The sequence below is a fragment of the Achromobacter sp. NFACC18-2 genome (assembly GCF_900108985.1).
Taxonomy (GTDB): domain Bacteria; phylum Pseudomonadota; class Gammaproteobacteria; order Burkholderiales; family Burkholderiaceae_B; genus Achromobacter.
In genome coordinates this window covers 42,827-64,191 of sequence record NZ_FNYM01000011.1, presented here as the reverse complement: position 1 = coordinate 64,191, position 21,365 = coordinate 42,827, and the positions used below count along the sequence as shown (strand labels likewise).

The 21,365-nt window shown below is 68.6% G+C and carries 12 protein-coding genes; 8 read left to right on the top strand and 4 right to left on the bottom strand.

What is annotated here, in order from left to right:
• Positions 1-38: 38 nt before the first annotated feature.
• From tssI to tssJ, 4 genes are all read right to left on the bottom strand, one after another.
• A complete protein-coding gene (tssI, locus tag BMW75_RS17535; protein WP_175493209.1) occupies positions 39-8,648 on the bottom strand; it encodes a type VI secretion system tip protein TssI/VgrG in 8,610 nt (2,869 codons plus the stop codon).
• Positions 8,649-8,813: 165 nt separating this feature from the next.
• Positions 8,814-9,593 (bottom strand): DotU family type IV/VI secretion system protein, encoded by a 780-nt coding sequence (locus BMW75_RS17530; RefSeq protein WP_092581187.1) that lies wholly within the window; start codon positions 9,591-9,593, stop codon positions 8,814-8,816.
• 16 nt (positions 9,594-9,609) lie between these two features.
• Positions 9,610-10,956: a type VI secretion system baseplate subunit TssK gene (gene tssK / locus BMW75_RS17525; RefSeq protein WP_092581186.1), complete on the bottom strand. Its 1,347-nt coding sequence runs from the start codon at positions 10,954-10,956 to the stop codon at positions 9,610-9,612.
• 88 nt (positions 10,957-11,044) lie between these two features.
• A complete protein-coding gene (gene tssJ / locus BMW75_RS17520; RefSeq protein ID WP_092581185.1) occupies positions 11,045-11,662 on the bottom strand; it encodes a type VI secretion system lipoprotein TssJ in 618 nt (205 codons plus the stop codon).
• A gap of 156 nt (positions 11,663-11,818) precedes the next feature.
• On the opposite strand from tssJ, the gene BMW75_RS17515 reads away from it, so the two are divergent.
• From BMW75_RS17515 to tssH, 8 genes are all read left to right on the top strand, one after another.
• Entirely contained in the window at positions 11,819-12,490 is a 672-nt protein-coding gene (locus tag BMW75_RS17515) for an outer membrane protein assembly factor BamD (protein WP_254792050.1), read from the top strand.
• Between the two features lie 71 nt (positions 12,491-12,561).
• The gene (gene tssB / locus BMW75_RS17510; protein ID WP_076518919.1) at positions 12,562-13,077 is read left to right on the top strand and encodes a type VI secretion system contractile sheath small subunit; all 516 of its coding nucleotides are present in this window, start codon (positions 12,562-12,564) and stop codon (positions 13,075-13,077) included.
• Positions 13,070-14,569, top strand: coding sequence for a type VI secretion system contractile sheath large subunit (tssC, locus tag BMW75_RS17505; RefSeq protein ID WP_076518920.1), 1,500 nt, complete (start codon positions 13,070-13,072; stop codon positions 14,567-14,569). The genes tssB and tssC overlap by 8 nt, the downstream gene beginning before the upstream one ends.
• A gap of 45 nt (positions 14,570-14,614) precedes the next feature.
• A complete protein-coding gene (locus BMW75_RS17500; RefSeq protein WP_076518921.1) occupies positions 14,615-15,118 on the top strand; it encodes an Hcp family type VI secretion system effector in 504 nt (167 codons plus the stop codon).
• A 79-nt stretch (positions 15,119-15,197) separates the two neighbouring features.
• Positions 15,198-15,683 (top strand): type VI secretion system baseplate subunit TssE, encoded by a 486-nt coding sequence (gene tssE, locus BMW75_RS17495; RefSeq protein WP_062685260.1) that lies wholly within the window; start codon positions 15,198-15,200, stop codon positions 15,681-15,683.
• Positions 15,684-15,734: 51 nt separating this feature from the next.
• Positions 15,735-17,573: a type VI secretion system baseplate subunit TssF gene (gene tssF / locus BMW75_RS17490; RefSeq protein ID WP_076518923.1), complete on the top strand. Its 1,839-nt coding sequence runs from the start codon at positions 15,735-15,737 to the stop codon at positions 17,571-17,573.
• Positions 17,537-18,628 carry a type VI secretion system baseplate subunit TssG gene (gene tssG, locus BMW75_RS17485; protein ID WP_175493208.1) on the top strand — a complete coding sequence of 364 codons (1,092 nt, stop codon included), beginning with the start codon at positions 17,537-17,539 and terminating at the stop codon, positions 18,626-18,628. The genes tssF and tssG overlap by 37 nt, the downstream gene beginning before the upstream one ends.
• Positions 18,629-18,650: 22 nt before the next feature.
• Positions 18,651-21,359: a type VI secretion system ATPase TssH gene (gene tssH / locus BMW75_RS17480; protein WP_092581182.1), complete on the top strand. Its 2,709-nt coding sequence runs from the start codon at positions 18,651-18,653 to the stop codon at positions 21,357-21,359.
• Positions 21,360-21,365 lie beyond the last annotated feature (6 nt).

Sequence of the window (21,365 nt, the reverse complement as noted above, 5' to 3'; positions counted from 1 at the left end):
TATTGGGCTGCAATGGTCTTCGGTGGCGGGTGGCTTCGTCAGAATGAGGTCCAGCCTTCGGAGCAATCCACCTTGCGCACGGCCTTGCTGCAGCTGGGGCAGAAGTGGATGTTGGCGCAGGTGATGCCGTACATCACGCATTGCCCGATCTCATCGCTGTACTGTCCATTCCGGTTGGGCAGGCCAAAGTAGCAGTGCCCCCCCATGTTGTAGTAGAAGTGCGGCGGCGGATCCAGCTTGGAGTCGTCGGCCGAGGGGTCTTCGTTGCGCAGGCCGGGCCAGTCGGGGCCGCTGGGCACCATGCCGAGCAAGTGGCCCATTTCGTGCGCCAGCGTTTCCGTCAGGTACGCTTGCGAGTTGGGCTCGTACGGGTCCAGCGTGGACACGAACAGCAGGTTGGTGCCCGTGATGGCCAGGCCCGCGTAGCTGGCGGCCACCGTGTTGAACTGGATGTTGAGCACGCCGCGCAAGGGCGTGGACGAAATCTGGGTCAGGTCGACTTTCACGGAGAAGACGGCGCCGGAGCTTTCGCGGATCGGCGTCATCAGGTGGCGCGGGATGGGAATCGACCGTTCCGCGCCCGAGGCGTCCGTGTAGATATAACGGGCGTGGACCAGCCAGTCGTCGCTGTCGTCGAACTCGTACCAGAGGCTGGCAAGCGTGCGGTCGTCGTTGACGATAGGGACGGTCATGACGCGCCCGCCGGGGCCGGCGGGCACCGGCATGCGCATGTCGCCGCTGGTGCCGGGCGCGGCCAGGCGGTCGACGTGGCAGACCACCAGGGTGTAGGGCTCGCGCTGTTTGCCGGGGGAGTTGGCGTACACGCGGCGCACGGCGTCCATGATGGCCTGCTGGGCGTCGACGTTGTCGGCCGCGTCCACCGCCGAGCGGCCCCGGAATTGCAGGCGCGGCAACTGGATCATGTCGATGCCGTGCAGCGCGAACTCCGCCGTGACCGGGGTCACGTCGGCCAGGTGGGCCGCCGGGCGCGCGCTCATGCACATGACTTCCTGGATGTACAGGCGGCGCGCGGTCTCGACGCGTTCTGTCTTGATCAGTTGGCCGCGTTCGTCGCGCACTTCGAACAGGTAGACGTTGCGGCCGGCGGCGGGCAGGTCGATGTCATCGACGATGCGGGTGCCGTCGGCGTTCGTGACGTAGCTGCGCGGGTTGGCGTGCGGTTCCTGATAGCTGGCGCGGCGGCCGCGTTCGCGGGAGGAGTAGGCGATGTTGCCGGGGTCGGCCTTGACGGTGATGGTGAACCGGTGCGCGCCGGGGCGGTTGAACTCCACGTGGATGCGCGGGCGGCGGGTTTGCCGTTCGGTGGTGGTCAACGCGCTGCCGTCGTTCCAGCGTTCGTCCGCCGTTTCGAGGTTCACGTATTGCAGGCGGGCGCCGTCCTGGCGGCCGCGATACGTCGATATGCCCGGCACCCCGTGGCCGGCGCCGCCCGCCGAGGGCATGCCGCCGGGCAGGTTGGTGCCCTGCGTGCGCGCCACGGGTCCCAGGCCGATCGTGTCCAGCACGTCGCGGGCGATCTGCGGCAGCGGCGAATCCGCCACGCCGGGGATCTTCATCAGCACCTCGGCCACCTTGGGCAGCGTCTCGGTGGCCAGCGTGGGGGACTGCAGGATGGCGCCGATCACGCCCGGCACCGACGAGGACGACAGCCCCGGCATGCTGAGGATGGCGCCGGCGACGGCGGGGATGTTGGCCTGCTTGACGTCGGGCAGGTTGAAGAGGGTGTCGACGGCCGACCCCAGCGCGGCGGCGCGGTCGCCGGCCGCGTTCAGCGCCTGCGTCATGACGGGCACGATGGCGGCGCCGACGTTGGCGCTGACGCCGCCGGACATGAGCGTGGACGCGCTGTTCATGGCCGTGGATGCGGCGCTGGCCTGCTGCGCAAAGGCGGCGAGCCCGCCGCCAGCGCCCACGGCGGCGATGCCCGCGGCGCCCGAGCTGCCGGCCGACGCGCCCGCCGCGCCGGCGCTTGCGGTGGTGGCTGCGCCCGCCGCCGCGCCTGCGCCGCCTGCGGCGGACAGGTCGGTGGCGCGGGTGGCCGGCGCGCTGTCGGACATGCCGGCCGCGCGCGCCGTCGTGCTGCCGAGCACGGTGTCAGGGCTGGCGGCCGGGGAGACCGCCGTAGGCGGGGCCGCCGTGGCGGGGCCGGTGTTGGAGGGGGAAATGCCTGGCGTCGCCGCAGGGCCGCTCATCGGGGAAGCGTCGGTGGGGGCGGAAGCCGCGCCAGGGCTGGCGATGGGGGGTGAACCTGCGTCAGTGACGGAGCCTGTGCCTGTGGCCGGACCGGCTTGTCCAACAGCGCCAGCACTTGGGCCAGGGGCAGCATCGGCACCGGGAGCGGCAGTGACGCGGGGATCGGCATTGGCTCCGGGAGCGGCAGGGGCACCAGCCCCCGCAGTGGCACCAGCGCCCGCAGTGGCACCGGCACCCGCAGTGGCACCGGCACCAGCACCCGCACCAGCACCAGCGCCGGCATCCGAACCGGCAGCGGCTCCAGCATTGGAACCCGCATCCGCAGCAGCTCCGGCTCCGGTACTTGCGCTTGCTCCGGCATCCATGTCTGTACTGGCGGATGCAGACGCACTGGCGCTCGCGCCCGTAGCCGCCGCTGCGCCCGGTCCTGCTTCTGCGCCCACGCCCGCGGCGCTGGCGCCGGTGGCTACCGCGGGCGCAGCATCTGCCGCCGCGGCGCTGCCGGACGTCGCGGTGCCGGCGGCGACGCCGGTTTCTGCGATGCCTGCGCCCGTTCCGGGCGGCATGCCGGCGTCTTGCGGCAGGCCTGCCATGCCGGAGCCCGGCACGAAGCCCGGCGTTTGCGCGGAGGCGTTTGCCAAGACGGGCGCCGTGTTCAAGCCAGTATCGGAGGCCGGCAGCGTCTGCGTTGGGGATAAGACGGCGTCAGACCCGGCGAGCGTTGGGGCTTCGTTCAGGACGGGATCGGACCCGGCGAGCGTTGGGGCTTCGTTCAGGGCGGAATCGGACCCGGCAAGCGACGGCGCTTCGTTCAGGACGGAATCGGACCCGGCAAGCGACGGCGCACCTTGCGGCACCGTGCCGGAAGCAGACATGGCGGCGGCGGACCCGTCCTGCATCGGGGCGGTCGTGGCCGTGGCGGCGGTGGAGAGATCGCCGTGCATCGCGCCGCGCCCGGGCATCCCGGACGTGGCCACGCCGGACGGAGAGGCGGGAGAGGGCGCATCCGCCGCGAAAGGCGTGGCGCCATGGTCGGTAGATGCGGCGGACGCCAGGTGTCCGGCATCGCTGGCCGCCGACGCCGTGGCGCTGAGCAAGCTGCCCGCGCCCGCAGCCAGCGACGCGAGCAATGCCGCGTCCGGCCGCTTGGCCGGGCGCGCCGTGGTGCCGTCGCGGGCCGTGCCGTGCTGCGCAGTGCCGCCTTGCGAGTCGGTCGGCGGGGTTGCCGGCCTGATGGCGCCGTAGTAGGCCGGTTTGTCGGCTGACGGGGGCGAGGCCGTGGAGGTATGCGCCGCGCTGCCCGCGAACAGCGCCATCGCCGCCTGTGCGGTCTGCTTGGCCTCTGTCGATCCGGATTGCGGGTTGAGCGCATCGGGGGCATCGGGCGAGAGGGGGGCAAGAGGCGCTGCGTGGGCGGTCTGCGTCAGGCCATGTGGCGCGGGCTGTGTGGAGCCATCAGCGTCGGGAGGCGTGCCGCGTGTGTTTTCGGCATGGCGGCTGTCGCCTTCGGCGTGGGCCGTTGCGGGCTGGGCCGCCGCCATCGCGCCGGCGGCCGTCGCGAGCAGGCTTGCGGCCGAGCCCCACGCGCCGGCGCGGTCCGCATCCGGTTGCGAAGCCGAGACGGCCGCCGCCTGCGGTGTCGTGATGGCGGAATCGGGGGCGGTCCAGGGTCGCGCGGCATTCAGGGCGGAGTCGGACGGCGAGGCACCGGCGCCGTGTTGCGCCGACGCTCCCGTTGTGGCGATGCTGCCGTCGGAGATGCGGGCGGCCAGATGGGTGTTCGTGTTGGTCGTGTCGGTCGTGTTCGTCACGCCGCTGTTTGCACTTGTCGCTCGGGCGTTGGTGCTCGTTGCTCCACTATCGAGGTTCGTCGCATTGCCGGTGCCTGCTCCTGGTCCTGCCATTGCTGCTGCCGTTGTTGCTGGCGTTGCGGCTGCCGTTGTTACTGCCGTGGTTGCTGCGTTTGCTCCTGCCGTTGTTGCTGCGGCTGCCGCTGCTGGTGTTGCGCTCGCCCCGGTTCCGGCGGCAAGGTTCGAGCCGTTGCTCGCGGCGGCTGCGCCAGCGAGCGCGCCTGCGGCAGGGCTGGCGGCGAATACGCCAGCCGTGAGCTCCCCGCCCGCAGCCGCGCCTGCCGTTCCTGCGGTGAAGGCGGCGGCGGTACGCGCGCCAACTGCCCCAGCGGTCAAAGCGGCCGGAGTGCTTGCATCGGCGGCGCTGGCGGCCAAGGCCCCGCCCGCGCCTGCAGGCATGGCGTTGGGGGCGACACCCGATGCGGCTCCCGTGGAGGAGGGGTACGAGACGTCGGCGGTCGCGGCGGCGCGGCTGAAAGCGTCGCCTGCCGCTGAGCCCGCGCCCGAGCCAGAATCCAAATCCGAACCCGAACCCGAACCCGAATCCGAATCCGAATCCGAACCCGAATCCGAACCCGAACCCGAACCGGAGTCCGAATTCAAGCCTGAACCCAAGCCCGACCCAGAATCCGCGTAGGCGACGCCTGTTGTCGCGCTGGCTTGCATCGGCGTCGTGCTGGAGGATGCGTCGGGCGTTGCGGCCGTCGCGGCAGTTGCTAATGGCACGGCCTCTGCATTTGGCGCCGCCGCGCCCGCCGCCGACGCCGATGCCAATGCCGGCGTCGCGGTCATGGTCGGGGCCATTGACGAAGGGGGCGCGGCCTGCGTTGCATATTGGGTCGCCACGTTGTCTTGGGCGATGTCCATTCCAGTTCCGACCGCGGGACTTCCCGGAGCGGACGAGGCCGCGCCGGCAAAGGCCGCTGCGCCTGCGCCTCCGGTAACAGCGCCAGCAGCGGTTGCGCTTGTGGCCGCGCCTGCGCTTCCGGCAACAGCGCCGGCAGCGGTTGCGCTTGTGGTGGCGCCTGCGCTACCGGCAACAGCGCCAGCGGCGGTTGCGCCCGTGGTGGCGCCTGTGCTTCCGGCAACAGCGCCAGCATCGGTTGCGCCTGCGGTGGCGCCCGCGCTTCCGGCATCACCGCCAGCAGCAGTTGCGCCTGTGGTGGAGCCCGCGCCTCCGGCAACAGCGCCAGCAGCGGTTGCGCCTGCGGTGGAGCCCGCGCCTCCGGCAACAGTGCCAGCGGCGGTTGCGCCTGCGGTGGCGCCTGCACCTCCGGCAACTGCGCCAGCGGCGGTTGCGCTTGTGGCGGCGCCTGCGCTTCCAGCAACACCGCCAGCACCGGTTGCGCCCGCGTTGGCGCCTGCACTTCCGGCAGTACCGGCTGCGGCCGTCGCGCCCGCAACGTCACCAGCGGCCGACGCCGTCGCCGCGCTTGCCTCCGCACCCGCATCGACACCCGCCGCACCAGATCCCACGCCCGCCAGTCCCGCCGCGCTGCGGATCATGTTGGACGCGCCCTCCGGCGCGACTGCCGCCAGCATGTCGGTGGCGGCGGGCAGGGCGGACATCGGGTTCTTGATGAGGTCAGCCGCCTTGGAGACGGTGCCCACGGCGGACGCGGCGCTGTTCAGCATGCCGCTTGCGCCCGGCGCGACCGAGCCCAGCAGGCCGGGGGCGGCCGACAGTGCGCCCATCGGATTCTTGGCCAGGCTGGCCAGCGCGCTTGCCTTGCCGGCCAGCGCGTTCGCCTGACCGGCCAGCGAACTTGCCTGCCCGGCCAACTGGGAAAGCTTGCCTGCGGCGCCGGCGGCGGTCTTGCCCAGCGCGCTCAAGCCGCCAGGCACGGCATCGCCCAATGCGCCCATGCCCGTGCCCGCAGCCGCAGCTTCACCAGCCCCCGCACCCGCTGCGCCGCCAAAGCCCGCCATCAGGCTGGCGCCGGCCTTCTTGGCTGCCGCGGCGACGACGCCGTCCTTGTGCACCAGCTCGGCGCTCACGATGAGCGGATCATCGACGGTCGTGCTGGGCAGGGCAGGCAGGCTGGCGGCATCGCTGCCCGGTCCCACGAAATTGTGCGTGGCGCCCTTGACCGAAAACAGGCCAGGACCCTTGAACACGATGTCCGCGCCATCGAGCGTGACGCTGCCGCCCGCCGCCTGCAGGGTGACGCGCTGGTTGCCGAGGATTTCGATGCCCTCGGCCGACGAGGTCACGGTGATGTCCTGGCCTGCCAGCGCCTCCAGGATATCGGTGTGCGCATGCAGGGACACGGGTGCCTGCGCCGAGATCGCGCGCAGCGGACCTTGCTGCGCGAAGACGCTTGCCGACTTGGCCGAAACGGCGGCGTAGGTTTGCGTGGCCGCCACATGCGCATCGGATTGCGCGGTGGCATGCAGATGTTCGCCCGCGTGCAGCACGGCGCTGGCCGGCGTGGCCAGATTCAGCGAGTTCGGCGCATCGACCAGCAGGTGTGGGCCATCGATGCGTTCGATATTGGCCTCGGCCGTGCGTTGGCCATTGGCGGCCTTGCCCGCGGCCTGGCCGTTGACCTGGCGCGGGTAGCGGCCGTCCTGCTCGGGGTCCAGCGCCTTGAGCAGGTCGTCGTAGCCGTCGGCGGCGGCCAGGGGCCGCGCCTGATGCTGCCGCGCGCTGTCGTTGAGCCGGCGCGAGGCGTCCTGCGCGCCGCGCAGCAGCAGCAGCGCTTCCTGCGCGTCGGCCTGCGTCGACTTGCCCTGTTCGCGCGCCCTGGCCGATATCAGCATGCCCTGGCCCGAACGCACCACGGCCCAGGCATCCGTGCGTAGCTCGAAGCCCGTGCCACGCCATTGGCCCCGGCTGGCCTCGTCCAGGCCCTGTTCCACCAGATGGCCCAGCCCCAGTTGCGTGGCCGCCGTAGAGCTGGCCAGGCGCGTGCGCAGCTTGCCCTTGGTGTCGTCGAAGATCCACTGGTTGCGCCCGGCGCCATCCAGTCCCTGGCTATGCCAGCCGCTCAGCACGCCGGCGTGGTTGGCGTCGCTGTTCTCGCCGGCCGACCAGGGCGGCAGGTCGGCGTCGTTGTAGAGCTGGCCCGCGATGACAGGCTGGTCGATATCGCCGTCGAGGAATTCGACGATCACTTCGGTGCCGCCGCGCGGCAGATGGTGGGCGCCCCAGTTGGGCCCCGCCTGGGCGCCGGCCACGCGCAGCCACGTGCCGGACCGGTCGTCGCCGGGCGCGTTGCCGCTGGCATCGCCATGGGTGCGATGCGGCAGGCCGCCCGTCAGCGGCTTTTCGCCACGTTGCCAGGGAAACTGGACCTTCACGCGCAGGTCGCGGTCCGACGTGATGGGCGCGTCCTGCGCGCTGACCACCACGGCGGCCAGGCCCTCGGGCGCGGTGGGACGGGCCCGCCAGGCGGGAACCAGCGCCGCCGCCTCGGGCTGCGCGCGGAAGCGGTTGCGGTAGGTGCCGCGCTCCATGTCGGGCGCGTCCAGGACCTGCGCGGCCTGGCTGCCCAGGTTGTTGGTGGCCTCGTGCGTGACGTCGATCAGCACATAGCGGTTGCCGGCAAGTTCGTCGATGGCCTGCCCGCCGCCGCCTTGCGCGTAGCGGTCGTGCTGGCTCAATGCGAAGACCCGGCCCGGGGCGAGAGAACGGGCCGTGCCGGCGCCCTCGAAGCGCACCAGCCGTGATTCGTGCGCGCGCAGCGAACGCGCCGCGCCCTGTTCGGCGGCGTCATCGTCGGCGTAGCGGCCGTGGCCCGCGTAGTCGTAGTCCTCCAGCGTGGGCAGCGCTTCCACGCGGACCTGCGACTGGGATTGGGCGGCGTGCGCGGTCAACGACCGTTCGTTCCAGGCCGCGCGCGTCACGCTGTTCGGACGCACCGACTGCACGGCGGCAAAGCGCGTGATGCTGTCGCTGGCTTCCGTGGCATCGCTGCGATGAAAGCGCAGCGGCGATGACGGGTCTTCCGGGCGCGCCGCGCCCGCATCGAAAATCACCACGCGATGGCGCGCGCCGCCGCCGGCGGCCTGGCCCTCGTCCTGCTGATGCTCGAAGCGGTAGCACAGGCCGGCCTCGGCCAGGATGCGCTGCACGAACTCCAGGTCCGATTCGCGGTACTGCGTGCAGATGGGACGAGGTGGCGGCGCGTCTGTCAGTTCAAAGGCGAACGCCGCCTGGGGATAATCCGAAAACACTTCGCTGACGATGTCCTGCACCGACAGGTCTTGATAGACGAAGCTGTCGCGGCGCAAGGCCAGCGCCGCCATCCACGGCGCGGCGTGCAGGCGGTATCGGGCCAGGCCGCCGTCTGCGCCCAGCGCATCCACGCCTTCCACCACCGCATGCCAGCGCCGCATCGAGCCGTCGGCCTGCAGCAGGCTGACGGTGATCTCCTTGCCCAGCAAGGCCGCCACGTCCAGCTCGGCGCTGGCGGCCAGGCAATCCAGCGTCAACGAGAACAGGCGCGAGATGCCTTCACGCAGGCGCATGTGCTCGACGAGCAGCTCGGTGTCCAGCGCGGTGGTCAGGCGCAGCAGCCGCGCGTGTTGCGACAGGGTGGCGATGTTCAGCGAAGAGTAGGCCGGGGCGTTAGAAGGCAAGGCGTTCATAGGGCTAGGCGGTATTCGGTCGGCGGCGCCGACGGCGCGCGGGACGCGCCGGAAGGGACGAAAGGGCTGGCAAACATGGCCGCGCGCGATGTGGTCTTTGCGCAGATCGCGGTTATGGCGCGATCCGCGCGGACCGCGCGGGCCCGCTTGCCGCCGCTAGGGCAGCGAAATCGTCAAATGCGCCGCGCGCGGGCCCAGCTTGACGATGTCGTGATAGGGCGCCATCGCGGTCTGCATTTCGGTATTCAGGAAGTGGCCCATGCCCAGGAACGCAAGCAGGCCCAGCAATGCGAAGAGCGCCATGATCGACCACAGCGGCACATCGCGCTTGAGCGTGTGCGCCACTTTGTCGGGCAGCGGCCAGTGCGGCGCAAAGCCGGTGCGCTTGCCGCGCAGCAGCGCGATCTCGTCTCCCAGCCGGGCCGTCAGGTATCCCAGCTTTTCCTGGCCTTCGATCAGGTACTTGCCCTGGAAGCCCAGCAGCAGGCACATGTAGTAAATCTCAAGCGATTGCAGGCGCGGCGCGCCCTGCGCGCGCAGGTCCTCCAGCCGGGCGAAGAAGTTCTCGCCCGCCAGCTGTTCGCCGAACAGCGTGAGCTGCAACGGCTGAAGCATCCAGGCGTCGCGGATCGCGAAGCGGGAGTTCAGTACGGTCTCGTCCACGGCCGCGCAGAACGCGTACTTGGTGGCGTAGACGTCCTCGGCGGCGATGTCCATTTTCTTGGCGGCGCGTTCGTAGTCCGCCAGGAACTGCTGCACGCGCGCGGAGAAGGCGGCCGCGTCGGCGGGCTCCTGTCCGCGCTTGAGCAGGAACAGCATCAGGAACCCGTCGTACATCAGGTCCAGCAATGACTTGGCGGGGCGGCTTGCGTGAAATTCTGCCGCGCGCGGCGGCAGCGTCGCGCCAGGCATCAGGGAAGGGGCGTCAGCGATCATGGCGGTGTCGGTCCTGTCAGCGGGTCACTGCGATCAAATCCAGCTTGAGTTCGGGAATGCCGGCGGGCGCATAGATGGCGATGCTGCGCGCCTGCAGCATGCGGTCGTATAGCGAGCCCCGCGTCTGCAGGGCGAAATAGACGGCGCCCGGCTTGACGGGCACGGCGGGCGGCACCTGCGGCGTGTAGGCGAGCGGCACGCCGGGCATGGCGGACAGCACCAGCTTGTCCACGTCTTCGGGCGCGCCCACCTTGAAGCGCATGGGCACGCTCTCCGACAGCTCGGCGGCGGGCATCGCGGCCTGCACGGCCAGATACAGCGACGTGGTCTCGTCCAGCTTGTCCGAGTCGAGCCGTCCCATGTGGAACGAGGGACGCAGCTCTTCGAGCATGATGGAGAAGTAGCGGGTCGAGATCACGGTTTCTAGCAGGTCGCGCAGGATCTCGTCCATGCGGGCGAACGCCGGGCCGGGCGCATCGTGGCGATACACGGGCAGATCGGCCAGCGTATGCACCTTGGAGAAGGTCATCAGCGCGCCTGCCAGCCGCGCCAGCTCCTGGAAGAGGCGTTCGGGATGCAGTTGCGGGTGATGGAACAGGTGCGACAGCGTGGCGTAGGCTTCGTTGGCCGTGTGCAGCAGCCAGAACGAGGCGACGTCGCCCGAGCGGAACTCGATGATGTTCTTGCTGGGCTCGCGATGAAAGCCATAGAGCGCGTTGACCTTGGCCTGCAGGGCGTCGAGCAGCCGGCGCAGTTGTTCGTGCAGCGCGCCCGACGCGGTGAGCGACAGGCTGGGGGCGATGAAGGTGGTGTCCAGTTCGTAGCCCGCGCTGGCGGTGCGCCGCACGCGCGCGACGGGGATCGCCAGCAACTCGTCGCGCGGTTCCAATTCGGAAATCAGGCGCACGTCCTTGCGCAGGAACGCCAGCTCGGCAGAGGCGGCGCCCGTGTAGAGATCGGGTGCGGGCGCATTGTCATGCGTGTAACGCGTGTCGAAGCTGCCCGTGGTCTGTGCGTCGCGGTAGTTGCCGCCGATCGCCTTCAGCGGATGGATCGCCAGATAGAACACGGCTTCGCTCACGCCGTCCAGCGCCGTCAGGGCAACGGGCGGGGGCAGCTCATCGCCATGCGGCGCGCTGTAGAGTTCGCCATCGGGAAACACCGCGCTCATTTCGGTGGCGCGCAACATGCCGTTGGCGAGCGCGGCGGCATCGAAGCGCGCCGAACGCAGACCCCACGCATAGGGATGCAGCGCTCGGGCCATCTCGGCCAGCCGGTCTTCGTGATAGGCATCCTGCCGCTGGAAATGCTGCGGCCGCAGGAACAAACCTTCGCCCCAAAGGACTTTGGCTGAGTAACTCAAAATAAGCGCTCCCTCTTGCTTCTTTCCTGGTTCTGTATGGCTATATAGATGAAAGGGTTGGACGAACGGCGCGCGGCCGCGATGCGCGTCAACCCGGACACTGCACGCCGGACAGGCGCGACGGATCGTAGGCGGGCATGCCCGCCGGCAGCGTGGGGCTGCCCGTGGCCACCGTCAACGCGCAAGCGTGCGCGCCCAATACGATGCCGTCGTCTTCCACGCTTTCAACCTTGAATACGTACTTCCACCGCATGGGCGCGGGGGCGTAGAACAGCCCGGCGACAGCGATGTAGTCAGCTTGCTTGGAGACTTTTTCGACGGTTTCGTATCGCTGTCCCGGCGTGAGCGTGAGCTCGCGCGAACCCAGCATCGATTCCCCCAGCGCCGCTTTCTCCCCGGCAGTGTCTATCAATTGCGTGAGCGGCGCACGCTGGAATTGCTCAGGATTCTTCAGGTAGTATATTTTTGTAACTACCGCCATCGGCTGGCCAGCGCCGGCATTCAAATTTTCTCCGGCGTGAATCGCCAATTTCACTTCCACAGGCGCGTTTTCGGGCTTTTTCAGGCCCGCCATCTCGATCGCATTCCCCGTCAAACCGGCGACCGCGCCAATGGCCGAAACGGCCGCACATCCAGTGATGGCGGTGCTTGCAAGCGCGCATGCCACCGCCGTGAACAAACGTGATAAATAGATATGTTTGGACATGGCTCTTTATACCGGAAGTGTGTGAAGCAATACAGATCGCGGCATGATGCGTGCAAATTGGCGCTAAGTAACATGAAGACACTCGCTGTAGCCTTGCACTAACAAAAGGTTGTTGAAATACGGCCCCTAGTTACAACCCCGCTAGGTGCTTAAAAAATGCCCTTTTCCCGCCTCGTTGTTATCGCAGGTGTCGTCGCATTGATGGCCGGTTGCGCGTCCGTCAAGCCGCAGTCGGAAGCCGAATACGAAAAGTCCCTGGCCGCCGCGCAAAAGACGCTGGAGCAAAAGAGTGCCGACCAGGCTGTCGCGCAGTTCGAGGAGATCGCCCAGCGCAATCCGTCCAAGGGCGAGCCGTGGTCCTACATCGCGAAGATCCGCTTCGACCAGCAGAAATACGGCCAGGCGATCGTCGCCGCCGATGAAACCCTGAGCCGCGATCCGGATGACTTCGTGGCCAAGACGGTGCGCGCCGTCGGGGGCCTGCGCGTGGCCATGCAGTCGCTGGCCGACCTGCGCGCCGACGCGCTGCTGGCCGGCAACGCCCGTGCGGATGCCGTGGCGCTGGCTGCGTCGATGCGCGAAACCCTGGGCCAGGACGTGCTGTTCCCCGAAGGCAAGCGACCGCCGCGTCCGCGCCAACCGCGCAAGGTCGAGCCGGTTGCCGCCACCCCGGCCCCGTCCGCGTCGTCGGCCGCTTCTGCCACGCCGGCCGCTTCCGGTACGCCGGCCCCGTCCGCCGCCCCGTCTTCCCCGCAGCAATCCGCCAACCCGCCCGCTCAGCCGCCCAACCGCGCGCCGAATCCGTTCGGCGACCTGCTGACCAAGTGATTCATCCGGGAGCGCGCGGCCCACGGCGGCGCCCCTGACCGACAGACAAGATCCTTTGCACGGAGCCTGCCATGGCCAAGAAAGAAAGCGTTCAGAAACGACTGCAGAAAGTCCGTCCGCCGCGCGTTCAGCTCACGTACGACGTGGAGAAGGGCGACGCCATCGAACAGAAGGAGCTTCCCTTCGTGGTCGGCGTGGTGGGCGACTTTTCGGCGCAGTCCGAAGCAGAGCTGCCCCGCCTGAAGGACCGCAAGTTCGTCAACATCGATGTCGACAACTTCGACGACGTGATGCGCGGGCTGGAGCCGCGCGCGGCGTATCGGGTGAAGAACCGCCTGACCGATGAGGGCGGCACGTTCGGCGTCGACCTGAAATTCCGTTCCATCGAGGACTTTCGTCCGGAAGCCGTGGTGCAGCAGGTGGATCCGCTGCGCGAGCTGCTGGACATCCGCACCAAGCTGGCCGATCTGCGCAACAAGCTTGCCGGCAACGACAAGCTCGAAGACCTGCTGGGCGAAGTGCTGACCAGCACCGAAAAGCTGCAACAGCTGACCAGCGAGACCGACAAGGGAGGCCGCAATGAGTAATTCCGCCGCCGCGCAAAACGCCGCCGCCACCGCCGACGCCACGCAAACGCAGAGCGGGCTGCTGGACCAGATCGTCGAGCAGAGCCGTGTCGCCAAGTCCACCGCCGAGCACGACCGCGCCAAGGACATCATTGGCGAGCTGGTGCGCGAAGTCATGAAAGGCACCGTCGTGGTGTCCGACAACCTGTCGGCCATGCTGGACGCGCGCGTCGCCGAGCTGGACCGCCTGATCTCGGCCCAGCTCAGCGAAGTGATGCACGCGCCCGAGTTCCAGAAGCTGGAAAGCACCTGGCGCGGCCTGCACTACCTGTGCCAGGAAACCGACACCAGCCCGATGCTGAAGATCAAGGTGCTCAACACCACCAAGCGCGACCTGGTGCGCGATTTCCAGACGGCGATCGACTTCGACCAGAGCCTGATGTTCAAGAAGGTGTACGAAGAGGAATTCGGCACGTTCGGCGGCGCCCCGTTCGGCGCGCTGCTGGGCAACTTCGAGATCACGCGCCAGCCGGAGGACATGTACTTCATCGAACAGATGTCGCACGTGGCCGCCGCGTCGCACGCGCCGTTCATCGCCTCGGCTTCGCCCGAGCTGCTGGGCCTGGACAGCTTTGCCGACCTGGGACGCCCGCGCGATCTGGCCAAGGTCTTCGACACGGTCGAATACACCAAGTGGCGCAGCTTCCGCGACTCGGAGGATTCGCGCTATGTCGGCCTGACCATGCCGCGCTTTCTGGGCCGCCTGCCGTACGACCCGGTGGAGGGCACCACGGTCGAAGGCTTCAACTTCGTCGAGGACGTGGATGGCACCGATCATTCCAAGTACCTCTGGTGCAACGCCGCGTGGGCCTTCGGCGCGCGCCTGACGGCGGCATTCGCCGACTTCGGCTGGTGCGCGGCGATCCGCGGCGTGGAAGGCGGCGGCCTGGTCGAGAACCTGCCCACGCACACGTTCAAGACGGACGACGGCGAAATCGCGCTCAAGTGCCCGACCGAAATCGCCATCACCGACCGCCGTGAAAAGGAACTGAGCGACCAGGGCCTGATCCCGCTGGTGCATTGCAAGAACTCGGACTACGCGGCTTTCTTTGGCGCCCAGTCCGTGCAGAAGGCCAAGAAGTACAACACGGACAGCGCGAACGCCAACGCGGTGTTGTCGGCGCAGCTGCAATACATCTTCTCGGTGTCGCGCGTGGCGCACTACCTGAAGGCGATGATGCGCGACAAGATCGGCAGCTTCGCGTCGGCGCAGTCCGTAGAGAGTTTCCTGAATCGCTGGGTGTCGCAGTATGTGCTGCTGGACGACAACGCGACGCAGGAACAGAAGGCGCAGTTCCCGCTGCGCGAAGCTTCGGTGCAAGTGGCCGAGGTGCCCGGTCGTCCTGGCGTGTTCCGCGCCGTGGCGTTCCTGCGGCCGCATTTCCAGCTTGACGAACTTTCGATTTCCTTGCGCCTGGTCGCCGAACTGCCGGCCCAGGCCCAGAAATCCTGAGCGTCATTGCACTGACAACTCATCCATTGAAAGAGGTTATCCACAATGAAGGACATCTACGTCAAGTTCGGCAATCCGGCGCTCAAGGGCGAGTCGCAAGACAAGGACCACCCGGACTGGATCGAAGTCAGCTCGTGGCGCCACGAGATCATCCAGCCGCGTTCGGCCACCGCCTCGACCTCGGGCGGCCACACCGCCGAGCGCACCGAACATGGGGAAATGATCTTCACCAAGGACCTGGACGTCGTCAGCCCGCTGCTGTATCAGCACGCCTCGGGCGGCACCACGTTCGATGAAGTCACCATCGATTTCCTGCGCGCCGACGGCGAGGGCAACCGCGTCAAGTACCTGGAAATCAAGCTGAAGTACGTGATCATCGCGCGCGTGGCGCCGGAAGTGGTGGCCGAAGGCCTGCCGCACGAGACCTTCTCGCTGAAGTACGCCGCCGTGCAGTGGAAGTACACGCAGCAGAAGGTGGGCGGCAACCAGGGCGGCAATGCCCAGGGCGCCTGGAGCCTGACCAAGAACGACAAGACCTACTCGGTCTGATCGCGCCCGCTGGCAGGAAGACCGCGGCCCGACGCGGCCGTGGCCCTGCCACGTCGCTGTGTTTGTTTTCGAGGCCCCGATGAAAGGATTCGAACCGAGTCTCTTCGACAAGCTGTTCGAAGCAGAGGGCCAGTCGCCCTATGCGCTGCGGCGCTTGTCGATCGAGGAAATGAAAGAGACGGTGGCGCGCGACATCGAGGCCCTGTTGAACACCCGCATGGTGTTCACCGAGGAAGATCTGCGGCGCTACCCGAACTGCCAGCGTTCGCTGCTGACGTACGGGCTGTCGGACTTCTCCGGGCTGAGCCTGGCGAGCCACTACGACCGCGAGTTCATCTGCCGGTCGCTCGAACAGGCGATCGCGCGGCACGAGCCGCGGCTGACGCACGTGCGGGTCATGCTGCAGGTCGACGGCCGCGCGACGTCGGTGCTGTATTTCGCGATCACGGCCATGCTGGACGTGGGGCCCGCCCACGAGCCCGTGACCTTTGACGCGACGTTGCAGCCATCGACCCTGCAGTACTCCGTGACCAAGGGCTGGGCCAAGAGCCCGGCCACGGTCTGACGCATCGAACCGCGGTGCAGGTGCCCCGGCGCGCCGGACAGGAAGACATCAATGGAAGAACTGCTGCCCTATTACGAGCGCGAACTTGGCTTCTTGCGCACGTCGTCGCGCGACTTCGCCGAGCGCTATCCGAAGATCGCCGCGCGGCTGGGGCTGTCGGGCGAGACCTGCGAAGATCCGCACGTCGAACGCATGATCGAGTCGTTCGCGTTGCTGAGCGCCCGCATCAACAAGAAGCTGGACGACGACTACCCCGAATTCACCGAGGCGCTGTTCGAGGTGATGTACCCGCATTACCTGCGGCCGTTTCCCTCCTGCAGCGTGGCGCAGTTCGACCTGGGCGGCGCGGGCGCGCAGTTGACCGCGCCCGTGCGCATCGGCCGCGGCACCGAGCTGAAATCCCATCCGGTGCGCGGCGTGGCGTGCCGTTTCCGCACGGCGTATGAGGTCGCGCTGGCGCCCGTGGAGGTGCAGCGCGCGGGGTTCGTGTCCAGCGCGACGGCGCCGGCCACGGCCAAGCTGCCCGCCGGCGTCACCGCCCGCTTCTCGGTCACGCTGGGGTGCCAGGGCGAGAACCAGCACTTCGGCATGCTGGGCATCGACCGGCTGCGCGTCTACCTGCACGGCGAACCGTCGTTCGTGGCGGCGCTGCGCGACGCCTTGTTCCTGCGCGCGGCCGCGGCGTATGTGGAGTGGCAGCCGGGGCGCTGGGACCGTTTGCCCGCGATTCCGCTGGCGCAGGTCGGACTGGCCGAGGAAGATGCGCTGATCGACTTTCCGGCCAGCTCGCATCCGGCGTATCGCCTGCTGGCCGAGTACTTCGTCTTTTCCGAAAAATTCAATTTCGTCGACATCGACCTGGCGGCCCTGCGCCCCTATCTGGGCACCGTGCGGCAATTCACGCTGCATCTGCCGGTAAGCGGGGTGCGCGCCGATTCCAACACGGCGCGGCTGCTGGAGTCGACGTCGGCGGACAATCTGCGGCTGGGCTGCACGCCGGTGGTGAACCTGTTTCCCCAGCGCGCCGACCCCATCCGCGTGACGCATGCGGCGGCGTCCTATCCGGTGGTGGCCGATGCGCGGCGCGCCTATGGCTACGAGGTCTATTCCATCGACCGCGTGCGTCAGGTGCGGCAGAACGCGCAGGGCGACGCGGTGGTGGATTTCCGGCCGTTCTACTCGCTGCATCACGGCGAGTCGCCGGAGTCGGCCGGCCATTACTGGACGATGCGGCGCGATGCCGCGATGGCCCAGCGCAGCCCGGGATACGAAACCGAGATATCGATCGTGGATATCGATTTCGATCCGTCGGTGCCGCAGACCGAAACCCTGAGCCTGGACCTGACCTGCACCAATCGCGACCTGCCGTCGCACATCGCGGTGGGCCAATCGGGCGGCGACCTGTTCCTGGAAGGCGGGACGGTGGCGCGCGCCATCCGGATGCTGCGCCGGCCGACGCATTCGCACCGATTCCAGCAGGGGCGCGCGGCGCACTGGCGGCTGATTTCCCATCTGGCCCTGAACCATCTGTCCCTGGTGCAGAGCGGCCTGCCGGCCTTGAAGGAAACGCTGCGCCTGTACGACCTGTCGGGGTCGGCGGTGGCGGCGCGACAGATAGAAGGCCTGGTCGGCCTGGACTACAAGCCGGCCACGCACTGGATGCCCGGCGAGCCTTTCGCGACGTTCGTCCGCGGCATCGAGATCCGGCTGACCGTCAACGAAGACCACTTTGTGGGTACAAGCCTGCATGCGTTCGTGGCCGTCATCAACCGCTTCTTCGGCCTGTACGTGCACGCCAACAGTTTCGTGCAATTGGTCGTGTTGTCGCGCCGCGGCGCGGAGGAATTACTACGATGCCCCCCATGCAACGGCGACGCCATCCTAGCGTGATGGACGCGCTGCTGGCAGAGCCGCAGCGCTTCAAGTTTTTCCAGGCGGTGCGCCTGCTGGAGCAGTGCTTTGCGCGGCAGGAGCGCGGCGCGACGCGCCACACGGTGCCCGTGCATCTGCGCTTTCCCAATGCGCCCGGGCTGGGATTTCCGCCCAGCGAAATCGTCGACGCGGTGGCGTATGACAAGCATGGCGAGGTGCTGGCCGACGAAGCGGCGCGCCAGGCCGCCGTGGCCGAGGGCCGGCTGGGCCGCGTGGACGTGACGCCGGCGTTCTTCGGGCTGCTGGGCGGGCAGGGCGCGCTGCCGCTGCACTATTCGGAAATGCTGGCGAACCGGGAGAGCCTGCGGCGCGACCGGGGCGCGCGCGCCTTCTTCGACATTTTCTCGAACCGGGCGGCCGCGCTGTTCTACGCCGCCTGGAAGAGGTACCGCATGCCGTTGCGGCATGAAACCGACCAGGACCATCATTTCCTGCCTCTGTTGCTGGCCTTGGGCGGCATCGGCCACCCGGCGCTGCGCGACCGGCTGCACAACGGCGCGGGCAGGGTATTCGATGAGTCCGTTGCCCACTACGCCGCGGCCGCGCGCCAGCGGCCCGTGTCGGCGCCATTCCTGCAGCGCGTGCTGCAGGACTACTTCGGCGTGCCGCTGCGGGTGGAGCAGTTCGTGGGCCGCTGGTATGACGTGCCGCCGCAGAACCGCACGCGGCTCGGACAGCCGGGCGCCGTGCTGGGCGTGTCCGCGCTGGCGGGCGATCGCATCTGGCAGCGCGACCTGCGCATCCGGCTGTGGATCGGCCCCTTGGCGCGCCAGGCCTATACCGACTTCCTGCCGGGCGGCGAGCGCGCGCGGGCGCTGGAGAAGCTGTTGACGATGTTCGGCGGCATGACCTTCGAGTACGAGGTGCGGCTGGTGCTGGCGCGCGAGAGCGTCACGCCGTGCCGGCTTGGCGAAGGCGGCGAGGTCCGCCTGGGCTGGAATTCCTTCTTATGCACCGAGCCGGCGCGCGAGGACCGCGACGACGCCAGCTACGAACTGCACACCATTCACTGACCTCATCACACCACAGAGATTCATGGGCACTCCGCTGAAGACCTTGATCGGGAAGTTGAACCAGACCTGCCGCCAGGCCGCCGAGCGCGCGGCCAGCCTGTGCATGGCCCAAGGCCATTACGAAGTGGATCTGGAGCATCTGTTCCTGGCGCTCCTGGAAAAGCCGGCCAGCGATGTGAGCATCATTGCGCGGCGTTGCCACATCCAGACCGATGCGCTGGAAGCCGACCTGAAGGCCGAGATCGGCCGCTTCAGGAACGGCAATACGCGCACGCCCGTGTTTTCGGCGCATCTGCCCAAGCTGTTCGAGCACGCCTGGCTGATCGCGTCGCTGGATACGCAGACGACCCGCATCCGCTCCGGGCACCTGCTGCTGGCGCTGCTGACGGAGCCCGACCTGGCGCAACTGGCGCAGCGGGGATCGTCCCTGTTCGAGTCGTTCCGGCTGGACGAGCTCAAGCACGATTTCGCCGCCCTGACGCAGGGCTCGGAAGAGGCCGGCCAGGCCGTGGACTTTGCCGAAGGCGCGGCGCAGGAGGGCCAGACCGGCCAGCCCGCGCCGGCGTTGTCGCAGACGCCCGCCCTGGACCAGTACACCGCCAACCTCACCGAGCGCGCGCGTGACGGCAAGATCGACCCGGTGATCGGCCGGGACGCCGAGATCCGCCAGATGATCGACATCCTGACGCGGCGGCGGCAGAACAACCCCATCCTGACCGGCGAGGCGGGCGTGGGCAAGACCGCGGTGGTCGAGGGGCTGGCGCTGCGGATCGTGGCGGAGGACGTGCCGCCGGCCCTGGCCGGCGTGACGCTGCGGGTGCTGGACATGGGCCTGCTGCAGGCGGGCGCCAGCGTCAAGGGCGAGTTCGAGAACCGCCTGAAGAATGTGATCGACGAGGTCAAGAAGAGCGCCTCGCCGATCATCCTGTTCATCGACGAGGCGCACACGATGATCGGCGCGGGCGGGCAGGCGGGGCAGAACGATGCCGCCAATCTGCTCAAGCCCGCCCTTGCGCGCGGCGAGCTGCGCACCATCGCCGCCACGACCTGGAGCGAATACAAGAAGTACTTCGAGAAAGATGCCGCGCTGGCGCGCCGCTTCCAGGTCGTCAAGGTCGAGGAGCCGGACGAGGCGCTGGCGGCGTCGATGCTGCGCGGCATGGCGCCGCTGATGGAGCGCCATTTCGGCGTGCGCATCCTGGACGAGGCCATTGTGGCCGCGGCGCGGCTGTCGCATCGCTATATCACCGGCCGTCAGCTTCCGGACAAGGCCGTCAGCGTGCTGGACACGGCCTGCGCGCGCGTGGCGCTGGGCCGCAGCGCCACGCCGGCGCTGATCGACGATGCGCGCCATCGCCTGACGCGGCTGCGCACCGAGCAGGAGGCGCTGCGGCGCGAAGCCGCCACCGGGGCGCCGCAGGCGCGGCTGGCCGAGCTGGACGCGGAGATCGCCGCGGTGGAGGCGACGCTGACCGAGGCGCAGGCCCGGCACGCGGCCGAGACCGGACTGGTCGAAAGCATCCATGCCCTGCGGGCCGAACTGGAAGCGGCGAGCCCGGAGACGCAGGGCCAGGATTCGCCCGCGCCGCAGGCGCCCGCGAGCCGGCGCAAGGCGGCGTCCGCGCCCCTCGCCCTCACGCCCGGGCAGCAGCGCCTGGCCGGCCTGATGGACGAATTGCGCGCCCTGCAAGGGGAGCAGCCCCTGGTGCCCGCCTGCGTGGACGCCCAGGTCGTGGCCGAAATCATTGCGGCGTGGACCGGCATTCCGCTGGGCCGCATGGTGAACGACGAGATCCGCACCGTGCTGCAACTGCAGCCCATGCTGGCCGAGCGTGTGATCGGTCAGGACCACGCGCTGCATGCCATCGCGCAGCGCGTGCGCACGGCCCGCGCCGGCCTGGAAGATCCGGACAAGCCCAAGGGCGTGTTCCTGTTCGTGGGCCCCTCGGGCGTCGGCAAGACCGAGACGGCGCTGGCGCTGGCGGACATCCTATACGGCGGCGAGCGCAAGCTGGTCACCATCAACATGAGCGAATACCAGGAGGCCCACAGCATTTCCGGCCTGAAGGGATCGCCGCCCGGCTACGTCGGCTATGGCGAGGGCGGGGTGCTGACCGAGGCGGTGCGCCGCCAGCCCTACAGCGTGGTGCTGCTGGATGAAATCGAAAAGGCGCACCCCGACGTGCTGGAGCTGTTCTTCCAGGTGTTCGACAAGGGGGTGATGGACGACGCGGAAGGACGCGAGATCGATTTCCGCAACACGCTGATCATCCTGACGTCCAACGTTGGGTCCAGCGCCATCATGCAGGCCTGCCTGAACAAGCCGGCCAGCGAGCGCCCATCGCCCGAGCAATTGTCGGCGCTGCTGGCGCCGCAGCTGTACAAGGCGTTCAAGCCCGCATTCCTGGGGCGCATGAAGACCATTCCGTATTACCCGGTGGACGACGACGCGCTGGCGCACATCATCGGCCTGAAGCTCGGACGCATCGCCCGCCGCGTCCAGGCCACGCACCGCGCGGTGTTCGAATGGGACGAGGGGCTGGTGGACGCCGTGCTGGCCCGCTGCACCGAAGTGGATACCGGCGCGCGCAACGTGGACCACATCCTGAACGGAACGCTGCTGCCGGAGATTGCCGAGCACGTCCTGAGTCGCATGGCGCAGGGTGAGCCCATCGCCAGGATCCGTGTGAGCGCGGGCAAGAACGGCGAGTTCCGGTTCCGGATGAGCTGACCAGGA

Coding starts and splice junctions, on each gene's coding strand:
- tssG (WP_175493208.1), top strand. CDS start 17,537: ATGCCCCCCATGCAACGGCGACGCCATCCTAGCGTGATGGACGCGCTG.
- BMW75_RS17515 (WP_254792050.1), top strand. CDS start 11,819: ATGCCCTTTTCCCGCCTCGTTGTTATCGCAGGTGTCGTCGCATTGATG.
- tssC (WP_076518920.1), top strand. CDS start 13,070: ATGAGTAATTCCGCCGCCGCGCAAAACGCCGCCGCCACCGCCGACGCC.
- tssB (WP_076518919.1), top strand. CDS start 12,562: ATGGCCAAGAAAGAAAGCGTTCAGAAACGACTGCAGAAAGTCCGTCCG.
- BMW75_RS17530 (WP_092581187.1), bottom strand. CDS start 9,593: ATGATCGCTGACGCCCCTTCCCTGATGCCTGGCGCGACGCTGCCGCCG.
- BMW75_RS17500 (WP_076518921.1), top strand. CDS start 14,615: ATGAAGGACATCTACGTCAAGTTCGGCAATCCGGCGCTCAAGGGCGAG.
- tssE (WP_062685260.1), top strand. CDS start 15,198: ATGAAAGGATTCGAACCGAGTCTCTTCGACAAGCTGTTCGAAGCAGAG.
- tssH (WP_092581182.1), top strand. CDS start 18,651: ATGGGCACTCCGCTGAAGACCTTGATCGGGAAGTTGAACCAGACCTGC.
- tssF (WP_076518923.1), top strand. CDS start 15,735: ATGGAAGAACTGCTGCCCTATTACGAGCGCGAACTTGGCTTCTTGCGC.
- tssJ (WP_092581185.1), bottom strand. CDS start 11,662: ATGTCCAAACATATCTATTTATCACGTTTGTTCACGGCGGTGGCATGC.